Consider the following 22,809-nt stretch of genomic DNA (forward strand, 5'->3'; position numbering starts at 1 on the left):
GCCCAATCGCCCTCACCCCATTGGCGCCCCACCTTTCGCCCTCTATAGTGCCAACCCTCACAAGGACGAGACGGCACACATGCCCTACATCGGAATCGGACTCCACGTACTGGCGGCCATCTACTTCGCGGTGCACGCCATCCGCTCAGGCCAGAACTTCTGCTGGCTCATCCTGCTCTTCTCGTTCCCACTGTTCGGCAGCGTCGTCTACTTCCTGGCGATCTACTACCCGGAAGCCCGCCATTCGCGCGGCGCTCGGCAGGCGATCCGCTCCGCCAAGCAGCTCGTGAACCCCGGCCAGGACCTGCGCAACGCACGGGCCGAGCTGTCGCGCACGCCCACCGTGCAGAACCGGGTTCGCCTGGGCATGACCCTGCTCGATGCCGGCCAGCCCGAGGAAGCCAGAGATCTGCTGGAGCACGCCGCCAGCTCGCCGCTGGGCGACGATCCCTACATCCTGACCGGCTTGGCCCGCGCACGCCTGGATTCTGGACACGCTGCGCTCGCGGTCGAGACGCTGGACGGCCTGTTCGCCCGCCACCCGGATGCACGCCGCAAGCCGGAACAGACCCTGCTCTACGCGCAGGCACTGGCTGCAACCGAGTCGCCCGACGCCCGCGCAGCATTTGAGCGCGCCGTGCACTGCGGAAACGATGCCGCCGCACGTTGCATGTATGCCGAGTGGCTGATGGCACAGCCGCAGCCGTCCGACCGTGAGCAGGCCCGTAGCCTGTTCGACAGCATTCTGGACGATGCCAAGCATTGGTCGGGCCACACGCGCAGCCACAACGCCGCTTGGCTTGAGCGGACCAAGGTCGCCATGAAGGGCCACTAACGGCTGCTGGCGGAGGGGATCGGAATGTCGCATCTGCCCTGCCCTCGGCGCTGGCAGTCCGTTCGCGACCACGCGCTCGCCTGAGTCGCCGACACCGGCGAACGCCTTGCATGCCTAGGCATCAGTTACGCCTCGCAATTTGCAAGGATTCTGAAAATGTCGAGAACAATGACGGCATTGCCCTTACTGTATTGGCATCGCGCATAACCGGGCGTATTCCTTCCCATGCCACCGAAAACGGGTGGTCGGGGCCTCGAAAATCCCGGTTGTGCAATTGATGTTTACGCTTGCCAGTCGGCACCACCCCGCGTGGTGCCGGCTGGCAATCCGTCGGCCGGCTATGGCGGGCGGTGCGTGGGGGCCCTGTGCCCGCCCGGGCTTAATTGCACACCGGATTTCGAGCCACGCATCGTCCGCCACCTTTATCGGTGGCGGCTTCTGCCTGCACGCAAGGAGCCACGCCATGACCACGCCCTACTCCCCTGCCCCACAGCCCTTCCATGAGGCGCCCTCGGCCGGGCCCGTCGCAGACCCCAATACCCTCATCGCCCTGCTGCACAGCATCGGCGCCGGCGTTGCCGCCAACGGTCAGCCCTGGCCCGAACGCCACCAGCTTCGCGGCCGGCAGGTGGCCCTGTCCGATGCGGACTGCTCGCTCTCGGGGCTGCGCGTGGTGCTGGAGGTGCTGCTGGCCGCGGAGCGCACCCGCCAGAACGGCGGGCCGGACCAGTACGTGGGCGACCGGGTGATGGAAGGGCTGATGCTGGCGGCCCTTGGCCTGGTGGCCAATGCCAACGAGCGGCTGCAGCCGCAGAGCTGACGGGCCGCCGCCGTGGCGCCCGGCGCGCACGCCGGCAACCGTTTGGCGATGGCGTGCCACGGGTCAGTGCTGCTGCTGTGCCTGGCATTGGTGGTCGCGGCACGCACGCTGTGGCCAGCGCCGGTTGAGCCGTCGCCCATCGCCTACCGCAACGTGCCGGACGAGGCCTTCCTGAAGCTGCGCACCCACGCAATGCGATTCGCAGCAGCGCGGGCGTGGGATGGCTTCGGGTTTGTAGACGCGGCGCCCGCTTCGGCCGGCTTCCAGGTCCGTTGCAAGGGCGCGCTGGTGTTGCACGCGGAAACCCGGCCACCGCATTTGTTGATCAAGGTGCCGCTGGACGCCAGGCAGCGGGCGCCCGCAATCGTCTACCTGCAGGCCACGCTCCAGTGGCCGTTGAAGCCTTTGCCGTATCTGGAACAGTTCCTGGCGGGCGTGGAGGAACCGACCGTGATGGATCGGCTGCGATTGGTATGGGCGGGCGCCGTGCCGGAGGATGCATGGTGCGGTGGACGGGAGTAGGACGAACGCTTAGATCACATCATCGACGGCCAAAGGGTCCGGCGTCGGCACTGCCCGTCCCACCAGATCAGGGCCGGAAGCTCCTGGAGCCAAGCCCTCGTCCCTATGGACGCCCGGCGCTCGGCATCTGGAAGGTGAACACGGTTCCGGCGTCTTCATTCGACACCACGTCGAGCGTCCCGCCGTGAGACTTGGCAATTTCCGATGCGATGTAGATGCCCAGGCCCAGGCCGGGCCTGGGCAGCTCGCCCTGTTCGCGCGAAAAGGGGCTGAAAATGTTACCCAGCCTCTTCGGCGCAATGCACCCTGCGTTGTGCACATCCAGCGTCAGGTGATTGGATGCCGCGCGAACCCTCAGCGTGACAGGCGCAGAGCGCTCACCATGCTGGGCTGCATTGGTCAGCAAGTTGGCCAGCAGCTGCGAAAGCCGGCTTGGGTCGCAGACCACGCTGCCCTGGATCTGCATCTGAACGCTGATGTCCCGGCGACCGGTGGCGATCGCCACCTCCTCCGCAACACGTTCAAGATCCGCCTGCAACGAATGGCTTTCGCGAAGCGAGACCGGAATGCCACCACCCAACCGACCTCTGGCGAAATCAAGCACATCGTTGATCAGCCCATCCATCCGGGTTACGCCCGACGCGATGTGCGCGAGCATCTGCTGCTGACGCGCGGATGTTGCCTCCATTTCCAGCGAATCTGCGGCCACGCTGATCGCCTGCAGGGGGCTGCGAAGATCATGGCCCAGCACCGCAATGAACTGATCGCGCAGATCTGAAACCCGCTGTGCATCGGAGAGTGCTGTCTCTGCTTCCAGCAGGCGATCTTCCTTGTCGAGGTAGTTCCCAACAAGGTCGGCAAGCAGTTCCATGGATCGGCGAACATGGGCCTCATCGAAGTTGCCCGGCGACGAGTCAATGGCGCAGAGGGTGCCGAAGAAACTGCCGTCCGGTCGGTGAATCGGAACGGACGCGTAACTCTCGAGCCCGTAGATCCGCGGGGTGTGATGTTTGGAATACAGCGGGTGTGCACTGGCCTGCGTGAACACGACCGAGGTGGGTGACTGCCTGATCTCATCGCAGATGGTCGTTTCCAGGACCAGCTGCCCGCCTGGAACGAGCCCAAACCCCAGGTTGTCCAAGGTGGCGCACGCCGTCCAGGTCGTCTCTGTGACGCGGGCAATCGCAGTGAATCTCGAGCCGGTGATATGGGCCACGGTTTCAAGGATGCGCGGCACTGCCTCGATACGACCAATCTCAGCGATGTCGTTCAGCAGATCGGGATCAGTCAGGGTGTGCATGTGCTGGCAGTCGGACGCGGTGGCGCATCATCCCATGAAACCGCCATTGCAACCGGGACCGTCCCGGTCGGGAATGCATGTCCGCTTTCGGCCAGAAGCGGACATTGGCCCAGGTCCCTCCAGTGAGATGACTGGGGAGGTACGTGTCCTGCTCAAAGAGCGCAAGCAACTGGAGCTTTAGCCCTAAATCGCTCATATCACAGTCGGAATCAGCCCTCCGCGAGTTGCGAGGGCTGGGCAGACAACCAAGGTGAGGGAGTGGTTTTGAAGAGATTTCAGATTGAAGCATCTCGTGCGCTTACCAAGCGCGTGCTTGGGCTCTCAATGGCGGTAGCTCTGGGCTTGCCGCTGGCAGCAGCGGCAGACCCAACAGCGGATGGAGTTGCATCGGCCGACAGTCGCGCGCAAGCGCTGATCGCGCGGATGACACTGGATGAGAAGATCCAGATGGTCCATAGCTACTTCGGCATGGACAGCGAGAAGCTCAAGCAGCCTAAGGGCGCGCTTGGTTCTGCCGGCTACATCGCTCCGATTGAGCGATTGGGAATCCCGGCCCAGCAGATCGTTGATGCGGGTATGGGCGTGACCAATCCTGGCGGCATCCGCAAGGGTGACTTCGCTACTGCGATGCCTTCCGGTCCGGCCAATGCGTCGACCTGGAACCCGGATCTGGCGTTCGCCAACGGTGCCACGATGGGGCGCGAAGCTTGGCAACAGGGCTTCAACGTACTGCTGGGAGGCGGCGCAAACCTGCACCGTGATCCTCGCAACGGCCGCAACTTCGAGTATGCCGGCGAAGATCCGCTCCTGGCTGGCGTCATGGCTGGCAACGTGATCAAGGGCGTACAGAGCGAAAAGGTCATCTCCACCCTCAAGCACTTTGCCTTGAATGACATGGAGACCCCGGCGGAATTTCCACGATGCACTGCTGGGCGAGAAGGATCTCCACGAGTCCGACCTGCTGGCCTTCAAGATTGCGATCCAGACGGGGCAGCCCGCGTCGGTCATGTGCTCCTATCAGAAGACCAACGGTACATACGGCTGCGAGCATGGGTATCTGCTGGGTGACGTCCTGAAGAAGGAATGGGCCTACCCCGGCTATGTCATGACTGATTGGGGCGGTGGCCATAGTTCCGCAAAGGCAGCCATGGCTGGCCTGGACCAGCAGTCCGCAGGCGAAGTCTTTGACCCTGAGGTCTACTTCGATAAGCCTTTGCGCGCTGACCTGAAGGCCGGCCGAGTGCCGATGTCCCAGCTTGACGACATGGTCAAGCGCATCCTGCGCAGCTTTATCGCCGTTGGCGCGCTGGATCATCCTCCTCAGCGTCAGCCCATCGATGGGCCGGCCGGCGTGGCCACCGCCCAGCGCATCATTGAAGAAGGTGCAGTTCTGCTGAAGAACGAGCGCTCACTGCTTCCCCTGCAAAAGCCCAAGAAGGTGGTGGTGATCGGTGGGCATGCCGACAAGGGTGTTCTGTCCGGCGGCGGATCTTCGCGCATCGACTTCACGATGTTCGGTGGAAACGCTGTGCCGGGTCTGACTCCAACTTCTTGGCCAGGCCCGGTGGTCTACCTTGCCTCTGCACCCTTGGCCGGCTTGAAGCAGGCGATGCCGCAGACGCAGATCGAGTACGTGGATGGCACTGACCCGGTGAAGGCCGCTGCGATGGCAGCGAAGGCTGACGTGGCAGTGGTGTTTGCCACCCAGTGGGCGGCTGAGTCGGTTGATCTGCCGCATATGGATCTGCCCGATGGCCAGGACCAGCTGATCTCGGCGGTGGCCAAGGCCAATGCAAAGACGGTGGTGGTGCTGGAGACCAACTCTGCGGTCCGCATGCCATGGCTCAATGAGGTAGGCGCCGTTCTACAGGCTTGGTATCCGGGAGTCGGCGGCGGCGTTGGTATCGCTCGTTTGATCACCGGCGAAGTCTCGCCTTCCGGTCGCCTGCCGATCACCTGGCCGACGGGTCTGGATCAGCTCCCGCGTCCCGTTGTCCCAGGCTTGGGCTTCAACCCCGCCGTTCCTTCTGACGATATCTTTGACTATCGAATCGAAGGCGCGAATGTGGGCTACAAGTGGTTTGAAGTGAAGGGGATGAAGCCCCTGTATCCCTTCGGCTATGGCCTGAGCTACACAAGCTTTGCCTACGACTCGTTGAAGGTCTCGGCCGATGGCAATCAGGTCACTGCGACGTTCCGGGTACGCAATACCGGAAAGCGCGAGGGCTCTGCAGTACCGCAGATTTACGTACGTATGCCCAGTGGGCACTCGACGCCTGTTCGTCTTGCTGGCTGGTCCAAGGTCAAGCTTGGCGCCGGGCAGACCTCAACGGTTACGGTAAAGGCTGAGCCGCTGACTCTGGCCGACTATGACGTTGCAACCAAGCGCTGGGTGGTTCCCGCCGGCGAGTACACCATTGAGCTTGCCGACTCGGCGACGGATGTTGTTCAGTCGGCCAAGGTGGATCTGAGTCAGTCCTCGCTGAACTGATGACCTGAAGAGAGAGGGGCGCAGATGCGCCCCTCTCCTCTTGATTACGACAGTACGAACCGGGCTGGAATGCCCGTCGTGCAGGATGGTGCAATCCAGACGTCAAAGGCGCCTGGCTCAGCTCGGCGTACGCCGTCCACGTCAGTGAATTCGAGCATGGACTCGTTGAGCAGGAAGGCAACTTCGATCGCTTCACCTGGCTTGATGGCAATCTTGTCAAAGCCCTTCAGCTCGCGGACCGGTCGAACCCGGCTGGCCACCCGATCATGGATGTACAGCTGGACCACCTCCTCGATCAGCCGGTCGCCATCGTTGCTGATGCTTGCACTGACTCGGATGGCCCCGCCTCGTTCAAGCACCTCAGAGCTGACTGCTGTCGGGCCATACGTCACCTTGCCGTAGGTCAGGCCGTGGCCAAACGGGTACAAGGCTTCGTGGGTGATCTCTCGCCAACGTGTCTTGAACTCCTTCATGTCGGGAAGTTCTGGACGGCCGGTGCGGGTGTGATTGTAGTAGTAAGGCTGTTGGCCGGATTCCTGCGGGAAGGAAATGGGCAGGCGACCGGAAGGGCTGTAGTCGCCGAACAGTACGTCAGCCGTAGCATGGCCAGTCTGCGAGCCCAGGAACCAGGTGATCAGCAGGGCGTCGGCATTGCGCACGCCGCCGTGCAGCGCCAAGGCGCGGCCATTGCGAACCAGAGCGACAACGGGCTTACCAACCTCGGCAATCGCATCTGCAAGCTTCTGCTGTGCAGCGGGCAGGGTGATCTCGATACGCGACTGGGCTTCACCCGAGTACCGCTGCGGCTCACCCAAGGCCAGGATGACCACGTCGGCTGCCTGAGCCGCTTCGATCGCAGCCTTGATACCACCCTCGATGTCCCCCTCCAAGCTGCAGCCATCAACGAAGTGCAGGTGATCTTCGTTCTCTACTGCTGCACGCAGGCCGTCTTCAAGTGAGACGTAGCGGCTGGCGTCGCCAAACAGCGTCCAGCAGCCCTCAATGTTGTCTCGATCACGACCAAATGGGCCGATCACCGCAATGCGCTGGCCTGCCTTCTTGAGAGGAAGGACGTTGCCTTCGTTCTTGAGCATGACAATCGAGCGCTTGGCCGATTCACGCGCCAAGGCTTCGTGTTCAGCCAGCTGCTCTGCGGAGATGTCGGGCATGCGCAGTGAACGATAGGGATCGTCCAATAGGCCAATACGTTCCTTCAACTCCAGCATGCGACGCACGGCCTGGTCCAGGCGCCACATCGGAACGGCCCCCTCCCTGACCAGGTCAGGAAGGTGTTCAAGGTAAAGGCCGCTCTGCAGGCTGAGGTCCAAGCCCGCCATGAAGGCCTTCAGCACGGCGTCCTTCATGTCTTCGGCGTAGCCGTGGGCCACCAGTTCCATCTCTGAGGTGTAGTCGGAGATGGTGATGCCATTGAACTTCCATTCGCCGCGCAGAACATCCACCAACAGCGGCTTGTTCGCGCTGGCCGGAACGCCATTGATGTCGTTGAACGAGCTCATCACGCTGGCAACGCCGGCATCGACGGCGGCTTTGAACGGTGGCAGGTGCACGTCGCGCAGCGTCTGCGGGGCAATGTCGACAGTGTTGTAGTCCAAGCCGGCCAGGCTGGCGCCATATGCGACGTAGTGCTTGGCCGTGGCCAGCATGGCGTCTTCAGCGGTCAGATCACGTCCCTGGAAACCTTCGACGCGGGCAGCACCGAATCGGCAGGCCATCAACGTGTCCTCGCCAGTGCCCTCGGCGCCGCGGCTCCAGCGCTGATCACGGGTCACGTCGATCGCTGGTGCATAGGTCCAGTGGATGGCCGCTGCAGTGGCTTCGATTGCCGTGGCACGCGCAGTACGCCGAGCCAACTCTGGCTCGAAGCTCGCAGTCTCGCCCAAAGGAATCGGGAACACCGTGCTCATGCCGTGGATGACGTCTGCGGCCAGAATCACCGGGATACCCAGGCGGCTCTCTTCCAAAGCCACGCGCTGCAGCTCGACAGCGCCGTCCTTGCCCTTGCCATTGAACAGGGAGCCAACCTTGCCTTGGCGAATCTGATGCAGGACCTGGTCCGCGTTCTGCTCGTTGGCCACAGGGTTGATGTCCGGTGCGAACGGGCGAACCATGTCAGCGGTGACGTTGAGCTGTCCGACCTTCTCTTCCAACGTCATCTGCGCCATCAGCGCGTCAATCCGATTACTCATTGCATCCTCGTGTAAACGATTACATTCGGGCAATAAGAGCGGATGTAGCGCTAAACCTCCACCCTGCCCAAGGTAATGGGGGAAGCTGACGAGGTCCGGACAATCAGGTCATACGGTAGTACCAGCTCGCCCGAGGGTAGTTCGCCCTTGCCCACGAGGTTGGCAAGGATGGCGGCAACCGCGGCGTTGGTCATGGCCCCCGTCGGCTGTGCAGCCACCGTCAGAGGGGGCCACGCTCGCCGGGAGGCGGCGGTATCGTCGAATGCGGCAACGGATAGATCTTCAGGGACCCGAAGTCCGGCTCGCTGGGCCACCCAAAGGACCCCCAGGCCCATGTCATCGTTGCTTGCCAGGATTGCGGTGGGGTGTGGCGGCTCCGCGATCAAGGATTCGGCCGCCTCGCATCCGGATTGGAAGGAGAAGCGGCCTGCGCGAACAAGTGATGGCTCGATGCTCAGGTCATGGCTGGCCATTGCGTCCTGATAGCCAAGCAAACGCTCATGGCTGTCGCCGTGATCCATGGGACCGGTGATGAAGGCAATCTGCCTGTGACCAGCCTGGATCAGGTGCGTAGTGAGCTGATTGGCTGCGCCCCGATTGTCTATACGGACGGTCTGCATTCCCTCCAGGGGAGCTGCGCCGGCGATTGCTGCAGCTGGGATCCCGAGACGCTGGAAGTAATCCGATCCAGAAAGGAGCTCCGCATAGGGGGGAACCAGGAGCAAGCCCTCGGCCCCAGCCTCGATCGCCTCCATGACCAATTGTTCGGCATGGTCGACAGTGGCCAAACGCCCCTCGCGCACGACCAGCTGAGCGCCGACCGTGTTGGCACTGGCCAGGGCGGCGAGCAGCACTTCGGTCAAGAAGGGGGAGCGTACATCGGGGTAGAGAAGGCCAAGCCGGGTGCCAGCGGCACCTGCCAGCCGCCGGGCTGCGACGTTTGGGACGTAGCCAGTGGCCCTGATGGCTTCTTTGACTCGGGAACGGGTCTCTGCGCTGACCTTTCCGCGGCCATTGATCACATTGGAGACGGTCATCGTCGACACCCCAACCCGATCCGCTACGGTCTGGAGCGTCACGGCAACGCGGATACGACTGGCGCGACGAGCCGGCATGAAAAGTCCAATCAGGTGAGATTTAGCGCTAAATGAGGCCCAATGTACCGCAAACACGGCCAAATGTAATCGTTTACATAGGGCCAGATCGCTTCCTATCCAGCAGCCGTCCACATGCCGATCGCACCCACCTTCAGCCCCCGAGCTCAGCAGTACGCAACTCGCGCCGCGTTCTTCATCCCTGGATTCGCTTCGGCGATCTGGGCGGTGCTGGTACCGTTTGCCAAGGCCAAGACTGGCGTTGATGACGGTGTCCTTGGGCTGATCCTGCTGTGCCTGGGAGCGGGCTCCCTCACCGCAATGCCTGTGGCCGGCGCCTTGGCGGGCAGATTCGGTTGTCGACGCGTAATGATTGCCACCGCGATGATCATCTGCGCCAGCCTGCCGCTTCTGGCCATTGCGGCCAATCCCTGGCTACTGGGTGCCTGCCTGTTCGTATTCGGCGCTGGCATGGGAGCGATGGACTGCGTCATGAACATGCAGGCGGTTGTCGTTGAGCGGGAGTCTGGCCGCGCGATGATGTCCGGGTTCCATGCCTTCTTCAGCATCGGTGGCTTTGTTGGCGCCGCAGTGATGACTGCATTGCTCTCCGCGCACGTAGGGCCGCTGGCGGTTTGCTTCGCAGGAAGTGCCGCAATGGCTCTACTTGCCGCGTTGGCGACCTCGCACTGGCGGGGAGAGCCGCTGCATCAGGATGGTCCGATGATCGCCTGGCCTAAAGGCGTCGTTCTCTTCCTGGGGATTCTGGCCTTCATCGTCTTCCTGGCGGAGGGCGCAATGCTCGACTGGAGCGCCGTATTCCTCGCTGACGTCCGCCAAGTCACACCCTCCATGGCTGGGGTGGGCTATGGCACTTTCGCTCTCACCATGACGGTTACCCGGCTTTTCGGTGACTCCGTAGTCGAGCGCCTGGGACGCATTCGTTCCATCGTCGTAGGCGCTCTCTTGGCTACGGTAGGCTTCGTCGTACTGACCTGGGTAACACCTTGGCAGGCCTCGTTGGTCGGCTATGTTCTTCTGGGGTTGGGCTGCGCAAACATCGTACCCGCGCTGTTCTCGCTGGCGGGCAACCAGACTCGTATGCCAGAGGGCGTCGCAATCACGGCCGTCACCACGCTCGCTTACTCAGGCGTTCTGGCTGGTCCGGCATTGATTGGGTTGGCCGCGCACGGCATTGGGCTGATCGGTGCCTTCATGGGTGTCGCCGCGCTGTTGGTGGGTGTCGCGCTGTCTACGCGGTGGCTGAAGGTTTGAGAGAACGGGGGCACAGCTCACCGGATTGGCGGGATCTGGCGCAACGACTTCAAGTTGCCTTACCGACTATGTCCGCTTCCGGCCAGAAGCGGACATCCGCGCAGCACAGTCCTAGCCGGCGCTTGCCCCAACGCCTCGCTACTTCACCGCTGTACGCCACGCCGGCCACGCCTCGCCGATCACGCCCAGCGCGGATTTCAGGAACAGCAGCGCGATCACTGCGCCTGCTGCGATATCTGGCCAGCCGCTTCCGGTCAGCGCAACGCCAGCGGCAGCCACCAGTACACCGATGTTGGCGGCGACATCATTGCGGGAACACTGGAAGGTGCTTTTCATGTTGATGTTGAGCGCGCGGAACCGCCACAACAGTGCCAGGCACACCAGATTGGCCAGCAGCGCGATGGCTCCAAACCCCAGCATCAAGCCGCTGGAAGGCGGCACGCCGTGGACCAGTTTGCTGACCACCTCCACCACGATGAAGACAAAGAAGGCCAGGATCAGCAGCCCCTTGACCAGGGCTGCACCGGCCTCCCAGCGCGACCCCCGATTCACCGCCCACAGGCTCAGGCCGTACACGATCGCGTCGCCCAGCATGTCCACGGCATCGGCCTGCAGGGCACTTGAGCGTGCAACGATGCCCGCGCCGAACTCGATGAAGAACATCGCCAGGTTGATGATGAGTACCGCCACCAGTACGCGCCGCTGCGCACTGTGAAGGGCCAGCGCTTCCAGTTCCTGGCGCTTGTGGCCGCAGCAGTGGTCCATGGATGTCTCCCGCCAGGCTGGGGCCAGGCTTGAAAAAGAGTGGGAGAGTGGTTATCAACCCTGTAGCCCCTACAAGGTCAAGCCCATGCCCAGCCACCTCACCATCGGCCAGCTGGCCCGCCAGACGGGCACCAAGGCCGAGACCATCCGCTATTACGAAAAGATCGGCCTGTTGCAGCCGCCGCTGCGCTCGGAGGGCAACTACCGCTACTACGGCGCCCAGGACCAGAGGCGCCTGTCTTTCGTTCGCCGGGCCCGGGAATTGGGCTTCTCCATCGAACAGATCCGCGAATTGATCGCCTTTGGTGAACAGCGGGAGCACGAATGCAGCTCGGTGGACGATGTGGTGAAAGCGCACATCGCAGACATCACGCGCCGGATCCAGGACCTGCGGGCGTTGCAGGGCGAGCTGGAGCGGATGATCGGCAATTGCCCGGGCGGCCGCGTGGCCGATTGCAGGGTACTGGAAGCTCTTCAGCCGCAGCCTGCCGCTTGACCTTGTAGCCGCATCCAGGCCTACAACACCGGGCTACTTCGCCACCGCGCGGCCTTGCTGCCCTGACGCCCCATGATCCTGCTGCCTGGGCTGCTGCTGGTAACGGCGGGCGCCGTGCCGCAGGGAGTGCACTGCGGCGGATAACCGCGCACGCATGCCGGCCTGCCATGGTCGTCACTTTTCCAGCAGTATGATCCGGGCGCCATGCGATAGGTTGCGCTGTTGCTGCGGATAGCAATGGGCGTCCCCCCCAAGACGCGGCTGGCCCTGCAACGCGCGATAACATGATCCCCCACTACATCCCACCTGGCTGCGAGGGTATTCCATGAAACTGCTTGCCGGCATGACCGCATTGGCCCTGGCTGTGGCGCTGAGCACCAGCGCGCAGGCGCAAGTGAGTTCCGAACGCGTGCAGTTTGCCAAGGGCACCTCGTCGAAGACCTTGTCCGGCACGCTCAAGGGTGAGCAGACGATCGACTACCTGGTGGGCGCGCGCGCCGGGCAGCGGATGGACGTGAAACTTGAAACCCGGAACGGCTCGAACTATTTCAACGTGCTGCCGCCGGGTTCGGATACGGCACTGTTCGTCGGCGCGTCTTCGGGCGACACGTTCAGCGGCACGCTTCCGGCCTCGGGCGACTACCGCATCCGCGTGTACCTCATGCGCAATGCGGCGCGGCGCAATGAGATGGCCAACTATGCGCTGACCGTGGCGGTGCATGGCGCGCCCACGGCCCATGGGCCGTCGCCTGCCGCGAAGGCCGCCACGGGCAAGGGTGATCCGATCACGGCCGGCAACAGGCCTGCGTATTGCCGGGGCGAGGTGTCAGGCATGTTCGGTACCCGGCCAAACTACGTGAAGACCGACAAGCCGGTGCGCGCGGCCAACGGCGGCAGCGCGATCAGCGGTACGGTCGACAAGGGCAGTGAAGGCGTAAAGCGCTTCAGGTGCAGTTTCGATGCCAATGGGCGCTTCATCGAGGTGATGGCGCTGACGCCGGACGGCGAATGATCCGCAGGCTCAATCGCCAGCGTCGATCCAGCCCGCAAGGCGCGCTCGCGCGAGATCTGCTGGCGTGTCGATATCCAGGCTCAGTTCCGGCGCTGGAAGGACATGCACCGTATCGGCAGGAAGCTGCCGCAGGCGCGCTCCGAAGCCGCGGTCACCGGTTGCACCCACAGGGGTGAACCAGGCGCGCGGCACCACCGCGGGAACGCCGAGCGCGCTTCCGTGACAGGTGCCCGCGCACCCTGACGCCGAAGCACGGGCACCCGAAAGCAACGCCTGCAGATGGGAGTGCTCGATCGCGGGCTGGTCGCAGGCCACGACCATCACCGCGGCCACCGTGGGCAGCAGGTGTGCGCCGGCCACCTGCAGGCTGCTCGCCAGGCCGCCTTGCCAGTGGTGATTGGTTACCGGGATGGCATCCAGCCCGGCAATGCTGGATAAGACGGCCTGTGCGTTCGCGCCCACCACGACCAGCACCTGCGCTGGCGCGAGCTCCAGCGCCAGCCGTACCACGCGATGCACCAGGGGCTCGCCCTGCCGGGTCAGCAGCTGCTTGGGCTGGCCAAGCCGGGTGCTGCCGCCCGCAGCAAGTACCACCACCGCATGCGCGGACGTCACCTGCCGGCCGTGCTGCGCCATTGCTGCAGCTGTGCGGCGATGCTGAGCGCAATCGCCTCTGGCCCTCGCCCGCCGATGTTGAGGCCGACCGGTGACCGAAGCCTGGCGGACAGGCGGTTGCGCTGATCCGGAGTCAGCAGCTTGAACAGATCCTCGCGCCTTCGCCGTGGACCCAGCAGCCCAATGAAGGCAACCTCGGTATCGGCCAGGGCCACCAGCGCCTCCCGGTCCAGTTCGAAATCGTGATGCATCACCAGTACCGCGTCGCACGGGTCGGCATGGAGGGCCTCGGCCGGGCTGGCCTGGAGATGCGCATCCGCGCCCTGCCCCGCTGAGGCCCATCGCGCCCGCCGTTCGGCCACGCCGACCCGCCATCCCAGCCCCCGCAGTAACGGAACCAGGAAGGGCGTTTCGGGACCGCCACCCAGCACCAGGGCCCGTGGAAGCCGGGGAAGGGTCAAACGCCACGCGCCTTCGCCAAAGGGCTGCGCCCCGTCCATCGGATGCAGCTGCCACGCCTGCTCGCGATGGCCCGCGCGGAATACGATCTGCCCCGATGCGCGAAGCTCGCGCTGGAGGGGCACGCCCTCGCGCAGCCAGGCCTCGATCACGGCGTCGATGCCGGTCATGGCACGCAATGGCAGGAGCGCAATCCGAAGCCGGCCGCGGCAGCCGAGCGCGGACCCACTCAACAGGTCGTCGTCGCTGCGGGTGTCGATCTCGATCCAGTCGACCTGCCCTGCCGCGCTCACCTGCTCCGCGCGTCGCGCCAGCTCGGGCTCCAGGCACCCGCCGCTCAACCAGCCGGTCTGGCTGCCGTTGCAGAACAGCACCATGTCGCCGGCGCCGGCGTAGGTGGAGCCTTCGGTTTCCAGTACCAGCGCAAGCACGACGTGCTGCCGTGCGCGCAGGTGCGTCACTGCCGCCTCGAGCACGCCGCGCGGGCTGCCTTCGGTGAGGAAGTCCGGCGCTGCGGACAGGTGCCCGGCAAGTTCGCCGGGCTCCCCTCGGCCTGCCGCGGAGGCCTCCAGGGCGGGCGAGGCTGCGGGTCGGTCCATGCGCAACGGTCAGCCTACGTCGGGCAAGCCGGGCAACAGCTTGTCCAGGGTGATGGGATAGTTGCGCACGCGCACGCCGGTTGCGTTGTAGACCGCATTGGCGATCGCGGCACCGACCCCGCAGATGCCCAGCTCACCCACGCCCTTGGCCTTCATCGGCGAGATCACCGGATCCAGCGTGTCGAGGAAGACCACTTCCTGGTACGGAATATCGGCGTGCACGGGAACCTCGTAGCCGGCCAGGTCGTGGTTGATGAACAAGCCAAGCCGCGTGTCGACCACCAGTTCCTCCATCAGCGTCGCACCCGCGCCCATCACCATCCCGCCGATCACCTGGCTGCGTGCCGACAGCGGATTGAGGATCCGGCCGCCATCGCATACCGCCAGCATGCGGCGAATGCGCGTCTCTCCGGTGTAGGCATGCACCGCGACCTCGCAGAAATGCCCTGCATAGGTGCCGACGTCGTAGCCTTGCTTGAAGTCACCGAAGGCAATGCCGTCCTCCGCCGACAGTGTGCCCGCCTCGGCCAGGTCAATGGTCCGCCCACCCGCCTGGATGCGGCCATTGGCGAAGCTTGCGGTGTCGCCGTCGAAGCCGAGCTTCTCGCCCACCTTGCGGCGCAGGCTGACGCACGCCGCGTACACGCCTGCGGTGGAGCTTGCCGCGCCCCACTGGCCACCGGAACCGGCGGAGGCCGGATGGCGGGAGTCGCCGAGGGTCACCTGGACCCGGTCCAGCGCCACGCCCATCGTCTCGGCCGCCGTCTGCGCGATGATCGTGTAGGAGCCCGTGCCGATGTCGGTCATGTCGGTTTCCACGATCACCCCGCCCTGGCCGTCGAGCCGGACCCGCGCCGCCGACTTCATCGTCGGTGCGCCGCGATAGCCCGCGGACACGCCCATGCCGACCAGCCAGTGCCCTTCCCTGACCTGCGCCGGCTTTGCGTTGCGCTTGTTCCAGTTGAAGCGCTCCGCGCCTTCGCGCAGGCAGCGCACCAGGTTGCGGTCGGAGAACTTCTTGGATGGATCGCCGGGCACGACCTCGGGCTCGTTGAGGATGCGGAACGCGATCGGGTCGAGGCCCAGCTTCTCGGCCATTTCGTCCATCGCCACTTCCAGCGCCATGTGGCCCGGTGCTTCGCCCGGCGCGCGCATCGCATTGCCTTCGGGCATGTCGAGCGTGGCGATGTAGTTGGCCACCACGCGGTTGGCGCCTGCATAGAGCTTGGGCGTCTGCAGGGTGCCGTTTTCGCCATCCTCGCCGTTGATGTTGCCCGACCAGTTCTCATGGGCGATGGCGGAGATCCGGCCATCCTTGCCGCAGCCGATCCGCACGCGCTGGAGCGTGGCGTGCCGGTGCGTGGTGTTGTTGGGCATCAACGGGCGTTGCAGCGCGATCTTCACCGGCCGCCCGACCTGCTTGGCCGCCAGCGCGGCCAGCACCGCGTCGGCACGGATGAACAGCTTGCCGCCGAAGCCGCCGCCGATATAGGGCGAGTCCACACGCACCTTCTCGGGGTCGATGCCGAGGATGGCCGCCATGCCCTGCCTGGCCCAGTCGATCATCTGGTTCGCCGTCCACACCGTGAGCGTGTCGCCCTCCCAGGCGGCGATGGTGGCGTGCGGCTCCATCATCGAATGACTTTCGTCGGAGGTGTGGTACGTCTCGTCGAGCTTGACCGCAGCGCTCGCGTAGGCGCTGTCGAAATCGCCGAGCGCCTGCCGGTCGGGCTTGCCGTCGCGCCCCTTTGCCAGCGGCGCGGACGGCGCCAGGGCGGGGAAATCGAAGCGGCCCTTGCCGCGCTCGTAGCGGGTGCGGATCAGCGCCGCAGCGGCGCGGGCCTGCTCGAAGGTCTCTGCCACCACGCAGGCAATCGCCTGGTGGTAATGGGCAACCTCGGGGCCGCCGAACAGCGGCGCATTGTTCCAGTTCGATTTGCCGACCGGCTTGGTTTCCGGTGCGGTGATGACCGCCAGCACGCCGGGCGCGGCACGTGCGCGGGAGGCATCCATCGAAATGATGCGCCCCTTGCCGATGCCCGCGCCGACGATGTAGCCGTAGGCCTGGTTCGGCGCGACGTCATGGCGCTCGTAGGCATAGGGGGCGGTGCCGGTGGTCTTGCGTGGACCGTCGATGCGCGGCGTCGACTTGCCGACGACCTTGGCCTTGTCGAACAGGTTGTCGCCGGCGGGGGCGTTGAATTCAAGGGGCATCAGCGCTCTCCTTCCACCAGCACGGCTGCGAGGGTGCGCTCGGCGAGCGCGATCTTGAACGCGTTCTCCCGCGTTGGACGGGCGCCGGCGAACACCTGCCGGGTCGCGGCCTTCACGCCGTCGCGCAGCAGGGGTTCGGCGGCCTCGACGCGCCACGGCTTCGGCGCAACCCCACCGAAGGCGAACCGCGCCGAGCCGTCTCGCTGCACGACCGCGGCGACCGACACCAGTGCGAACGCATAGGACGCGCGGTCACGTACCTTGTGGTACACGTGCCGACCGCCCAGCGGTTCGGGCAGCGTAACGTGGGTGATCAGCTCACCGCGCTGCAGCACGTTGTCCTGCTGCGGCTTGTCGCCGGGGGAGCGATGGAAGTCGGCAATGGGAATACTGCGCGTGCTGCCATCACCCTTGACGGTCTGGATCGAGGCGTCCAGCACCCGCAGGGCCACCGCCATGTCGCCCGGATAGGTCGCGATGCAGCTGTCCGAGGTGCCGATCACGCCCAACTGCCGGGAGAATCCTTCGAGCGCGCCGCAGCCTGATCCGGGCAGGCGCTTGTTGCAGGGCAGATTGGGGTCGTAGAAATACGGGCAGCGGGTGCGCTGCAGCAGGTTGCCGCCGGTGGTGGCCTTGTTGCGCAGCTGCCCGGAGGCGCCGGCCACGATGGCGCGGGTCAGCACCGCGTAGTCGCGGCGCACGCGCTCATGCGAGGCCAGCGCGGTATTGGTGACCAGCGTGCCGATGCGCAGGCCGCCCTCGTCGGTGGGTTCGATCCTGTCCAGGCCGATGTCCTGCACGTCGACCAGGTGCGCTGGCGTCTCGACCTCCAGCTTCATCAGGTCGAGCAGGTTGGTCCCTCCGGCCAGGAACTTCGCGCCCTCGGTACCGGCGACGGCCTTGGCGGCCTCGGCCGGGGATTTCGCGCGTTCGTAACTGAAGGCCCTCATGAGCGCCTCCCCGCAGCGGTCACGCCAGCGACCTCTTCCATCGCCTCGGCAATGTTGGAATAGGCGCCGCAGCGGCAGAGGTTGCCGCTCATGCGTTCGCGCATTTCCATGTTGGTGGCCCGGGGCCGTGCGCTGACGTCCGCCTGCACATGGCTGGGGACACCGCGCTTGATCTCGTCCAGTACCGCCACCGCCGAGCAGATCTGCCCCGGCGTGCAATACCCGCACTGGTAGCCATCATGCTTGATGAAGGCGGCCTGCATCGGATGCAGGTCATCGGGGGTTCCGAGGCCTTCGATGGTGGTGATGGCATCGCCCTGGTGCTGCACCGCCAGGCTGAGGCAGGCATTGATGCGCTCACCGTTGACCAGCACGGTACAGGCGCCGCATTGACCGTGGTCGCAGCCCTTCTTGGTCCCGGTCAGCTTCAGATGTTCGCGCAGGGCATCGAGCAGCGTGGTCCGCGTGTCGAGTTCAAGCTCCCGGCGCGCGCCGTTGACGGTCAACGCCACCGTGCTGATGACCGGCGGCCTGGGCGGCGGGGACGCCGCCAGTTCGGCGGCGAGCGATGACGCCCCCGGTGCGGCGGACATCGCCACGGTCGTGGCGCCGCCGGCGATCACCTGGCGACGCGTCAACTTCATTCCTTCATCCCAACTTGGCACAGTGACCTCCTGGCGTTCGGGGAAACCCCCGTGGCTGGATGGACGCGCTCACACTACCCACGGGCCACTATGCCCGTCTGTGTGGTACAGATCTGTGAAGCCTGTCGATGGCGTGCCGGCATCGGGATCAGCGAACACATGGGCAGTGTCGCCGCCGTGGATCGGAAGGTTGCTGCCGGTAGACGGGCCGGTAACGGACGCCCGAGGCCCATGCCGACACTGCTGCATCACCCGTTCGGGGCAGGCGGGGAGCAGCGCCTGCCGACAGACTGGCGCCTTCACTATGGGAAGGACAACGCAATGGAAACCTCCAACCGCAAGACGGCCAGCTTCGGCGTACCGTGGGAAACGGCCTATGGTTATGTGCAGGCCGTACGCGTGGACAACTCGATCTTCGTGTCGGGCCAGCTCTCGCACACGCCGGAGGGGCGGCTGGTGGCGCCGGCCGCTCTAGGGGCCGATGGAAAGCCGGCCAACTTCGACACCATGGAGGCGCAGATGAAGCGGACCTATGAGAACGCGCAGGTGCTGCTGGCCGAGCTGGGCGGGTCGCTGGCGGATGTGGTGGAGGAAACCCTGTTCGTCATCGACGTGCCGGCCGCGTTCGCTGCCAGCGGCAAGGTGAGGCCCGCAGTCTATGGCCAGCCTGTCCCGCAGGTCGCCAGCAACCTGATCGGGGTTTCCGCGCTCGCCTTCCCTGAGCAGCTGATCGAGATCACCTTCCGCGCTGAAGTGCGCTCGTAGCACGGCCCCTGACGCGGAACCGCTCTGGCGCCGCATGGAGCGCGTGCGTGCACACTTGAAGATGCCGTCAAGGCGCGCAATGAAGTTGCCGCTACAGCCAGAGGCAGGAGGGCGGAACAGGCCCGACGCTACGCGTCCGTTGCGTAGCGCCAGGCGATGGTCGTCCGCAGGTGGCGCAGCAGATGGTCGAGGAACACACGCACCCGGGGCGCCAGCTGCTTGCCGGGGCCATGCACGGCGCTCAGCGGCGAGGTGGCCAGTGCGTGGTCGGGCAGCACTTCCACCAGCCGCCCCGCCTGCAGATCCTCCGCCACATCCCAGATGGATTTGCGTGCGATGCCGGCGCCCTGCACCGCCATCAGCTGCGCCACTTCGCCGTCGTCGCACAGGGTGGTGGCATCGAGCGGCACGGCGATGGTGCGGCCGCCTTCCAGGAAGCGCCAATGGCTGACCGGCGGATTGCCACTGGCGATGCAGTCATGCCCCTGCAGATCTGAAATGCGGCGCGGCACGCCCCGTCGCTGCAGATACTCCGGCGATGCGCACAGCACCCGCCGGTTGGGCGCCAGTTGCCGCGCTACCAGCCGCGAATCGTCCAGCGTGCCGTAGCGCAGGGCCAGTTCGATGCCCTCGCCCACCAGATCCACCACTTCGTCGCGCAGCGACAGGTGCACCCGCACGCCGGGGTGGGCCTTCTGGAAACTGCGTACCGCCGGGACCACGTGCCGGCGCCCGAACCCGTTCGGCGCGGTGATCCTCAGAACGCCGGCAACCACGTCCTGGCGCTGCTGCAACGCAGCCTCCGCGGCCTCCACGGCATCCAGCACGTTCCGGCAATGCGCAAGGAACAGCGTCCCTTCGTCGGTCAACGACGCGCGGCGCGTACTGCGGTTGAGCAGCCGCACCTTCAGCCGGCGCTCCAGTGAGGTGAGCCGCTTGCTCACCACGGCCAAGGACACCCCCAGTTCCCGTGCGGCGGCGGACAGGCTGCCGCCGTGCACGATGCGCTCGAAGGTGCGCAGCTCGTGGAGGTCATCGATCACAGTGCTTTTTTCCGTTGGGGCAACAGTTCCTTTCCCATACTGCCATTACGGAAACTGTGCTGCATACACACAATGGGTTCATCAAAGATGTCGGGTTCGGCCCGGCGCGACACTGTGAATGCGGAGCCGGCCCTGACCGGGGCGTGCGCGATGCGTCACAACAGCCACCCTCCAGGTAGCCAGACCATGAAAGACGACCCCGACCACACCCCGCCGGCGCTGACGCGCCGCCGTTTTTTCCAGGGTCTCACCCTGATTCCCGTCGCCGCCGCGCTGCCGGGCTGCAGCCTGGGCGACGGCCCGGCGCAACGCTCCGACGGGGCCGATGCGGGCGCGCCGTACGCCCCGCAGTTCTTCAACGCGGCGGAGTGGGCCTTCGTGGTGGCGGCCTGTGACCGGCTGATCCCCTCCGACGAAGTGGGCCCCGGGGCGGTGGAATCGGGGGTGCCCGAGTTCCTCGATCGCCACATGCAGACGCCCTACGCGGCCGGTGACATCTGGTACATGCAGGGCCCGTTCCTGGAAGCGCCGAGCGAATTCGGCTACCAGGGCAAGCTGGCGCTGCGCGACATCCTGCGGGTGGGCATCGGCGCCTTCGATGCGCACTGCCGCACGCAGTTCCAGGGCAAGACGTTCGCCCAGCTGGATCCTGCCCAACAGGAGACCCTGCTGAAGGCGGCCGAGAGCGGCAAGCTGGAACTGGACGGTATTTCCAGCAAGTTGTTCTTCTCCAACCTGCTCGGTGAGGTGAAGAACGGCTACTTCGCCGATCCGAAGTACGGCGCGAACAAGGACATGGGGGCCTGGAAGATGATCGGCTACCCCGGCATGCGCGCCGATTACCTGGATTGGATCGGCGTACGGGACAAGGCCTATCCCTTGCCGCCCGTGGATCTGGCTGGACGGAGAGGCTGAAGCAGATGGCAATCGTGAAACCGAAGGTCGACGCGGTCATTGTCGGCATGGGCTGGACGGGCGCGATCCTGGCCAAGGAACTGACCGACGCCGGCCTGCACGTGGTGGCGCTGGAGCGCGGCGGCGACCGCGATACCCAGCCTGATTTTGCCTACCCCAAGGTGGTGGACGAACTGGAAGGCTCGGTGCACCGCCGCTACCTGCAGAGCCTGTCGCAGGAAACGGTGACCATCCGCCACAAGACCTCCGATACGGCCGTGCCGTACCGGCAGATGGGGTCGTTCAAGCCGGGTACCGGCGTGGGCGGCGCCGGCAGCCACTGGTCCGGCGCGCATTTCCGCCCGCTGCCGGAAGACATGAAGCTGCGCAGCAACGTGGAAGAACGGTATGGCAAGGCCTTCATTCCGGCCGACATGACGATCCAGGATTTCCCGGTGACCTATGCCGAGCTGGAGCCGCACCTGCACATGTTCGAGCTGGTGTGCGGCACCTCCGGCAAGGCCGGCGTGGTCAATGGCGTGGTGCAGCCGGGCGGCAACCCGTTCGAGGGTTCGCGCTCGGCCGAGTACCCGCTGGGCCCCAACCCGAACTACCTGGGCGGCGAGCTGTTCTACAAGGCGGCCAAGGAAATGGGCTGGCACCCCTACCCCATCCCCGCTTCCAACGCGTCCGGTCCCTATGTGAACCCCTACGGCTGCCAGCTGGGGCCGTGCAATGCCTGTGGTTTCTGCAGCGATTACGGCTGCCTGAACTATTCCAAGGCCAGCCCGAACGCCTGCATCCTGCCGGTGCTGCGCCAGCGCCCGAAGTTCGAGCTGCGCACCCACTCGCAGGTGCTGAAGGTGAACCTGGACGGCAGCCGCAGCAAGGCCACCGGCGTGACCTACCTGGACGCGCAGGGCCGCGAAGTGGAGCAGCCGGCGGACATGGTGCTGCTGTGCGCGTTCCAGCTGTACAACGTGCACCTGATGCTGCTGTCGGGCATCGGCCAGCCTTACGACCCGGAAAGCAACACCGGCACGGTGGGCCGCAACTACTCCTACCAGAACCTCAACCGCGTGGTGCTGTTCTTCGACCAGACGGTGCAGGCCAACGGTTTCATCGGCATTGGCGGCGCCGGCACCACCATGGACGACCTCAATGGCAACCAGCTGGACAACGCCAAGGCCGGCTTCGTGGGCGGCGGCCTGGTGTGGGCGCGGCAGCCCGGTGCGGGCCCGGTGCGTGGCATCAACGTGCCCAGCGGCACGCCGGCCTGGGGCGCGAAGTGGAAGAAGGCGGCGGCGGACAACTTCCGCCACAACTTCTATTACGAGGTGCAGGGTGCGTGCATGTCCTACCGGCAGCACTACCTGAGCCTGGACCCCACCTACAAGGATGCCTTCGGCCGACCGCTGCTGCGCATGACCTTTGATTGGCACCCGAACGAGATCAAGGCCTCGCAGTTCTTCGTGGACAAAGCCATGCAGATGAGCAGGGTGCTGGACCCGCTGTCGATGAGCGGCGATGCCAAGAAGGATGGCGAGCGCTACAACATCACCAAGTACCAGAGCACGCACACCTGCGGTGGCGCGATCATGGGCGCGGACCCGAAGACGTCCGCGCTGAACCGCTACCTGCAGAGCTGGGATGTCTCCAACGTTTTCGTGATTGGCGCCAACGCGTTCCCGCAGAACAACGGCTACAACCCCACCGGGCTGGTGGGTGGGCTGGCGTACTGGGCAGCCACGGCGATCCGCGAAAAGTATCTGCCCGATCCGGGCCCGCTGGTACAGGCCTGAGGACGCA

19 protein-coding genes and 1 pseudogene are annotated in these 22,809 nt (G+C 65.2%); 10 read left to right on the forward strand and 10 right to left on the reverse strand.

The genetic code is table 11. The features are described 5' to 3' along the window. Nucleotides 1-79: 79 nt before the first annotated feature. The 3 genes from Q5Z10_RS11235 (at nt 80) to Q5Z10_RS11245 (ending at nt 2,177) form a co-directional block, all read left to right on the forward strand. A complete protein-coding gene (locus tag Q5Z10_RS11235) occupies nt 80-835 on the forward strand; it encodes a tetratricopeptide repeat protein (RefSeq protein WP_303635515.1) in 756 nt (251 codons plus the stop codon). A gap of 463 nt (nt 836-1,298) precedes the next feature. Beyond that, nucleotides 1,299-1,655: a hypothetical protein gene (locus Q5Z10_RS11240; RefSeq protein ID WP_303635516.1), complete on the forward strand. Its 357-nt coding sequence runs from the start codon at nt 1,299-1,301 to the stop codon at nt 1,653-1,655. Nucleotides 1,656-1,721: 66 nt separating this feature from the next. Then, nucleotides 1,722-2,177, forward strand: coding sequence for a hypothetical protein (locus tag Q5Z10_RS11245; RefSeq protein WP_303635517.1), 456 nt, complete (start codon nt 1,722-1,724; stop codon nt 2,175-2,177). A 103-nt stretch (nt 2,178-2,280) separates the two neighbouring features. Here Q5Z10_RS11245 and Q5Z10_RS11250 read toward each other — a convergent pair whose 3' ends face one another. Next, nucleotides 2,281-3,477, reverse strand: a complete 1,197-nt coding sequence (locus tag Q5Z10_RS11250) for a GAF domain-containing sensor histidine kinase (RefSeq protein WP_303635518.1) — start codon at nt 3,475-3,477, stop codon at nt 2,281-2,283. 324 nt (nt 3,478-3,801) lie between these two features. On the opposite strand from Q5Z10_RS11250, the pseudogene Q5Z10_RS11255 reads away from it, so the two are divergent. Further along, a pseudogene (locus Q5Z10_RS11255) lies at nt 3,802-5,968 on the forward strand (beta-glucosidase). Nucleotides 5,969-6,012: 44 nt separating this feature from the next. Here Q5Z10_RS11255 and Q5Z10_RS11260 read toward each other — a convergent pair. Further along, nucleotides 6,013-8,175 carry a glycoside hydrolase family 3 N-terminal domain-containing protein gene (locus Q5Z10_RS11260; RefSeq protein ID WP_303635519.1) on the reverse strand — a complete coding sequence of 721 codons (2,163 nt, stop codon included), beginning with the start codon at nt 8,173-8,175 and terminating at the stop codon, nt 6,013-6,015. Between the two features lie 50 nt (nt 8,176-8,225). Next, a complete protein-coding gene (locus Q5Z10_RS11265; protein ID WP_303635520.1) occupies nt 8,226-9,212 on the reverse strand; it encodes a LacI family DNA-binding transcriptional regulator in 987 nt (328 codons plus the stop codon). 192 nt (nt 9,213-9,404) lie between these two features. On the opposite strand from Q5Z10_RS11265, the gene Q5Z10_RS11270 reads away from it, so the two are divergent. After that, complete coding sequence (locus Q5Z10_RS11270) at nt 9,405-10,544, forward strand: MFS transporter (RefSeq protein ID WP_303635521.1); 1,140 nt, start codon at nt 9,405-9,407, stop codon at nt 10,542-10,544. 138 nt (nt 10,545-10,682) lie between these two features. On the opposite strand, the gene Q5Z10_RS11275 is transcribed toward Q5Z10_RS11270, so the two are convergent. Continuing rightward, nucleotides 10,683-11,309, reverse strand: a complete 627-nt coding sequence (locus Q5Z10_RS11275) for a cation efflux transmembrane domain-containing protein (protein WP_303635522.1) — start codon at nt 11,307-11,309, stop codon at nt 10,683-10,685. Between Q5Z10_RS11275 and Q5Z10_RS11280 the strand changes: the two genes are divergently transcribed. Further along, entirely contained in the window at nt 11,308-11,805 is a 498-nt protein-coding gene (locus tag Q5Z10_RS11280) for a MerR family transcriptional regulator (RefSeq protein ID WP_303635523.1), read from the forward strand. The genes Q5Z10_RS11275 and Q5Z10_RS11280 overlap by 2 nt on opposite strands. 364 nt (nt 11,806-12,169) lie before the next feature. Next, on the forward strand, nt 12,170-12,817 hold the full coding sequence (locus tag Q5Z10_RS11285) for a hypothetical protein (protein WP_303635524.1): 648 nt from the start codon (nt 12,170-12,172) through the stop codon (nt 12,815-12,817). A 9-nt stretch (nt 12,818-12,826) separates the two neighbouring features. On the opposite strand, the gene Q5Z10_RS11290 is transcribed toward Q5Z10_RS11285, so the two are convergent. From Q5Z10_RS11290 to paoA, 5 genes are read right to left on the reverse strand one after another with little or no spacing between them, the layout of a single operon-like run. Further along, on the reverse strand, nt 12,827-13,453 hold the full coding sequence (locus Q5Z10_RS11290; protein ID WP_303635525.1) for a nucleotidyltransferase family protein: 627 nt from the start codon (nt 13,451-13,453) through the stop codon (nt 12,827-12,829). Then, a complete protein-coding gene (locus tag Q5Z10_RS11295) occupies nt 13,429-14,490 on the reverse strand; it encodes an XdhC family protein (protein WP_303635526.1) in 1,062 nt (353 codons plus the stop codon). Before Q5Z10_RS11295 ends, Q5Z10_RS11290 begins: the two co-directional genes overlap by 25 nt. A 9-nt stretch (nt 14,491-14,499) precedes the next feature. Beyond that, entirely contained in the window at nt 14,500-16,704 is a 2,205-nt protein-coding gene (paoC, locus tag Q5Z10_RS11300) for an aldehyde oxidoreductase molybdenum-binding subunit PaoC (RefSeq protein ID WP_303635527.1), read from the reverse strand. Further along, nucleotides 16,704-17,654 (reverse strand): FAD binding domain-containing protein, encoded by a 951-nt coding sequence (locus Q5Z10_RS11305; protein ID WP_303635528.1) that lies wholly within the window; start codon nt 17,652-17,654, stop codon nt 16,704-16,706. Before Q5Z10_RS11305 ends, paoC begins: the two co-directional genes overlap by 1 nt. Further along, nucleotides 17,651-18,298: an aldehyde dehydrogenase iron-sulfur subunit PaoA gene (gene paoA / locus Q5Z10_RS11310; protein ID WP_303635529.1), complete on the reverse strand. Its 648-nt coding sequence runs from the start codon at nt 18,296-18,298 to the stop codon at nt 17,651-17,653. The genes Q5Z10_RS11305 and paoA overlap by 4 nt, the downstream gene beginning before the upstream one ends. 321 nt (nt 18,299-18,619) lie before the next feature. Between paoA and Q5Z10_RS11315 the strand changes: the two genes are divergently transcribed. After that, the gene (locus tag Q5Z10_RS11315) at nt 18,620-19,063 is read left to right on the forward strand and encodes a RidA family protein (protein ID WP_303635530.1); all 444 of its coding nucleotides are present in this window, start codon (nt 18,620-18,622) and stop codon (nt 19,061-19,063) included. A 128-nt stretch (nt 19,064-19,191) separates the two neighbouring features. On the opposite strand, the gene Q5Z10_RS11320 is transcribed toward Q5Z10_RS11315, so the two are convergent. Beyond that, on the reverse strand, nt 19,192-20,106 hold the full coding sequence (locus Q5Z10_RS11320; RefSeq protein ID WP_303635531.1) for a LysR family transcriptional regulator: 915 nt from the start codon (nt 20,104-20,106) through the stop codon (nt 19,192-19,194). Between the two features lie 186 nt (nt 20,107-20,292). Between Q5Z10_RS11320 and Q5Z10_RS11325 the strand changes: the two genes are divergently transcribed. Next, nucleotides 20,293-21,021, forward strand: coding sequence for a gluconate 2-dehydrogenase subunit 3 family protein (locus Q5Z10_RS11325; RefSeq protein ID WP_303635532.1), 729 nt, complete (start codon nt 20,293-20,295; stop codon nt 21,019-21,021). Nucleotides 21,022-21,026: 5 nt separating this feature from the next. Beyond that, nucleotides 21,027-22,802, forward strand: a complete 1,776-nt coding sequence (locus tag Q5Z10_RS11330; protein WP_303635533.1) for a GMC family oxidoreductase — start codon at nt 21,027-21,029, stop codon at nt 22,800-22,802. Nucleotides 22,803-22,809: the final 7 nt, after the last annotated feature.

Source organism: Stenotrophomonas sp. 704A1, assembly GCF_030549525.1.
In the GTDB taxonomy this organism is placed as follows: Bacteria; Pseudomonadota; Gammaproteobacteria; order Xanthomonadales; family Xanthomonadaceae; genus Stenotrophomonas; species Stenotrophomonas tuberculopleuritidis.

What these genes read in the sequence shown, in the direction of transcription:
- paoA (WP_303635529.1), bottom strand. Translation starts at nt 18,298, where the DNA reads ATGAAGTTGACGCGTCGCCAGGTGATCGCCGGCGGCGCCACGACCGTG.
- Q5Z10_RS11330 (WP_303635533.1), top strand. Translation starts at nt 21,027, where the DNA reads ATGGCAATCGTGAAACCGAAGGTCGACGCGGTCATTGTCGGCATGGGC.
- Q5Z10_RS11240 (WP_303635516.1), top strand. Translation starts at nt 1,299, where the DNA reads ATGACCACGCCCTACTCCCCTGCCCCACAGCCCTTCCATGAGGCGCCC.
- Q5Z10_RS11265 (WP_303635520.1), bottom strand. Translation starts at nt 9,212, where the DNA reads ATGACCGTCTCCAATGTGATCAATGGCCGCGGAAAGGTCAGCGCAGAG.
- paoC (WP_303635527.1), bottom strand. Translation starts at nt 16,704, where the DNA reads ATGCCCCTTGAATTCAACGCCCCCGCCGGCGACAACCTGTTCGACAAG.
- Q5Z10_RS11315 (WP_303635530.1), top strand. Translation starts at nt 18,620, where the DNA reads ATGGAAACCTCCAACCGCAAGACGGCCAGCTTCGGCGTACCGTGGGAA.
- Q5Z10_RS11250 (WP_303635518.1), bottom strand. Translation starts at nt 3,477, where the DNA reads ATGCACACCCTGACTGATCCCGATCTGCTGAACGACATCGCTGAGATT.
- Q5Z10_RS11235 (WP_303635515.1), top strand. Translation starts at nt 80, where the DNA reads ATGCCCTACATCGGAATCGGACTCCACGTACTGGCGGCCATCTACTTC.
- Q5Z10_RS11305 (WP_303635528.1), bottom strand. Translation starts at nt 17,654, where the DNA reads ATGAGGGCCTTCAGTTACGAACGCGCGAAATCCCCGGCCGAGGCCGCC.
- Q5Z10_RS11275 (WP_303635522.1), bottom strand. Translation starts at nt 11,309, where the DNA reads ATGGACCACTGCTGCGGCCACAAGCGCCAGGAACTGGAAGCGCTGGCC.
- Q5Z10_RS11280 (WP_303635523.1), top strand. Translation starts at nt 11,308, where the DNA reads ATGGATGTCTCCCGCCAGGCTGGGGCCAGGCTTGAAAAAGAGTGGGAG.
- Q5Z10_RS11325 (WP_303635532.1), top strand. Translation starts at nt 20,293, where the DNA reads ATGAAAGACGACCCCGACCACACCCCGCCGGCGCTGACGCGCCGCCGT.
- Q5Z10_RS11295 (WP_303635526.1), bottom strand. Translation starts at nt 14,490, where the DNA reads ATGGACCGACCCGCAGCCTCGCCCGCCCTGGAGGCCTCCGCGGCAGGC.
- Q5Z10_RS11260 (WP_303635519.1), bottom strand. Translation starts at nt 8,175, where the DNA reads ATGAGTAATCGGATTGACGCGCTGATGGCGCAGATGACGTTGGAAGAG.
- Q5Z10_RS11290 (WP_303635525.1), bottom strand. Translation starts at nt 13,453, where the DNA reads ATGGCGCAGCACGGCCGGCAGGTGACGTCCGCGCATGCGGTGGTGGTA.
- Q5Z10_RS11270 (WP_303635521.1), top strand. Translation starts at nt 9,405, where the DNA reads ATGCCGATCGCACCCACCTTCAGCCCCCGAGCTCAGCAGTACGCAACT.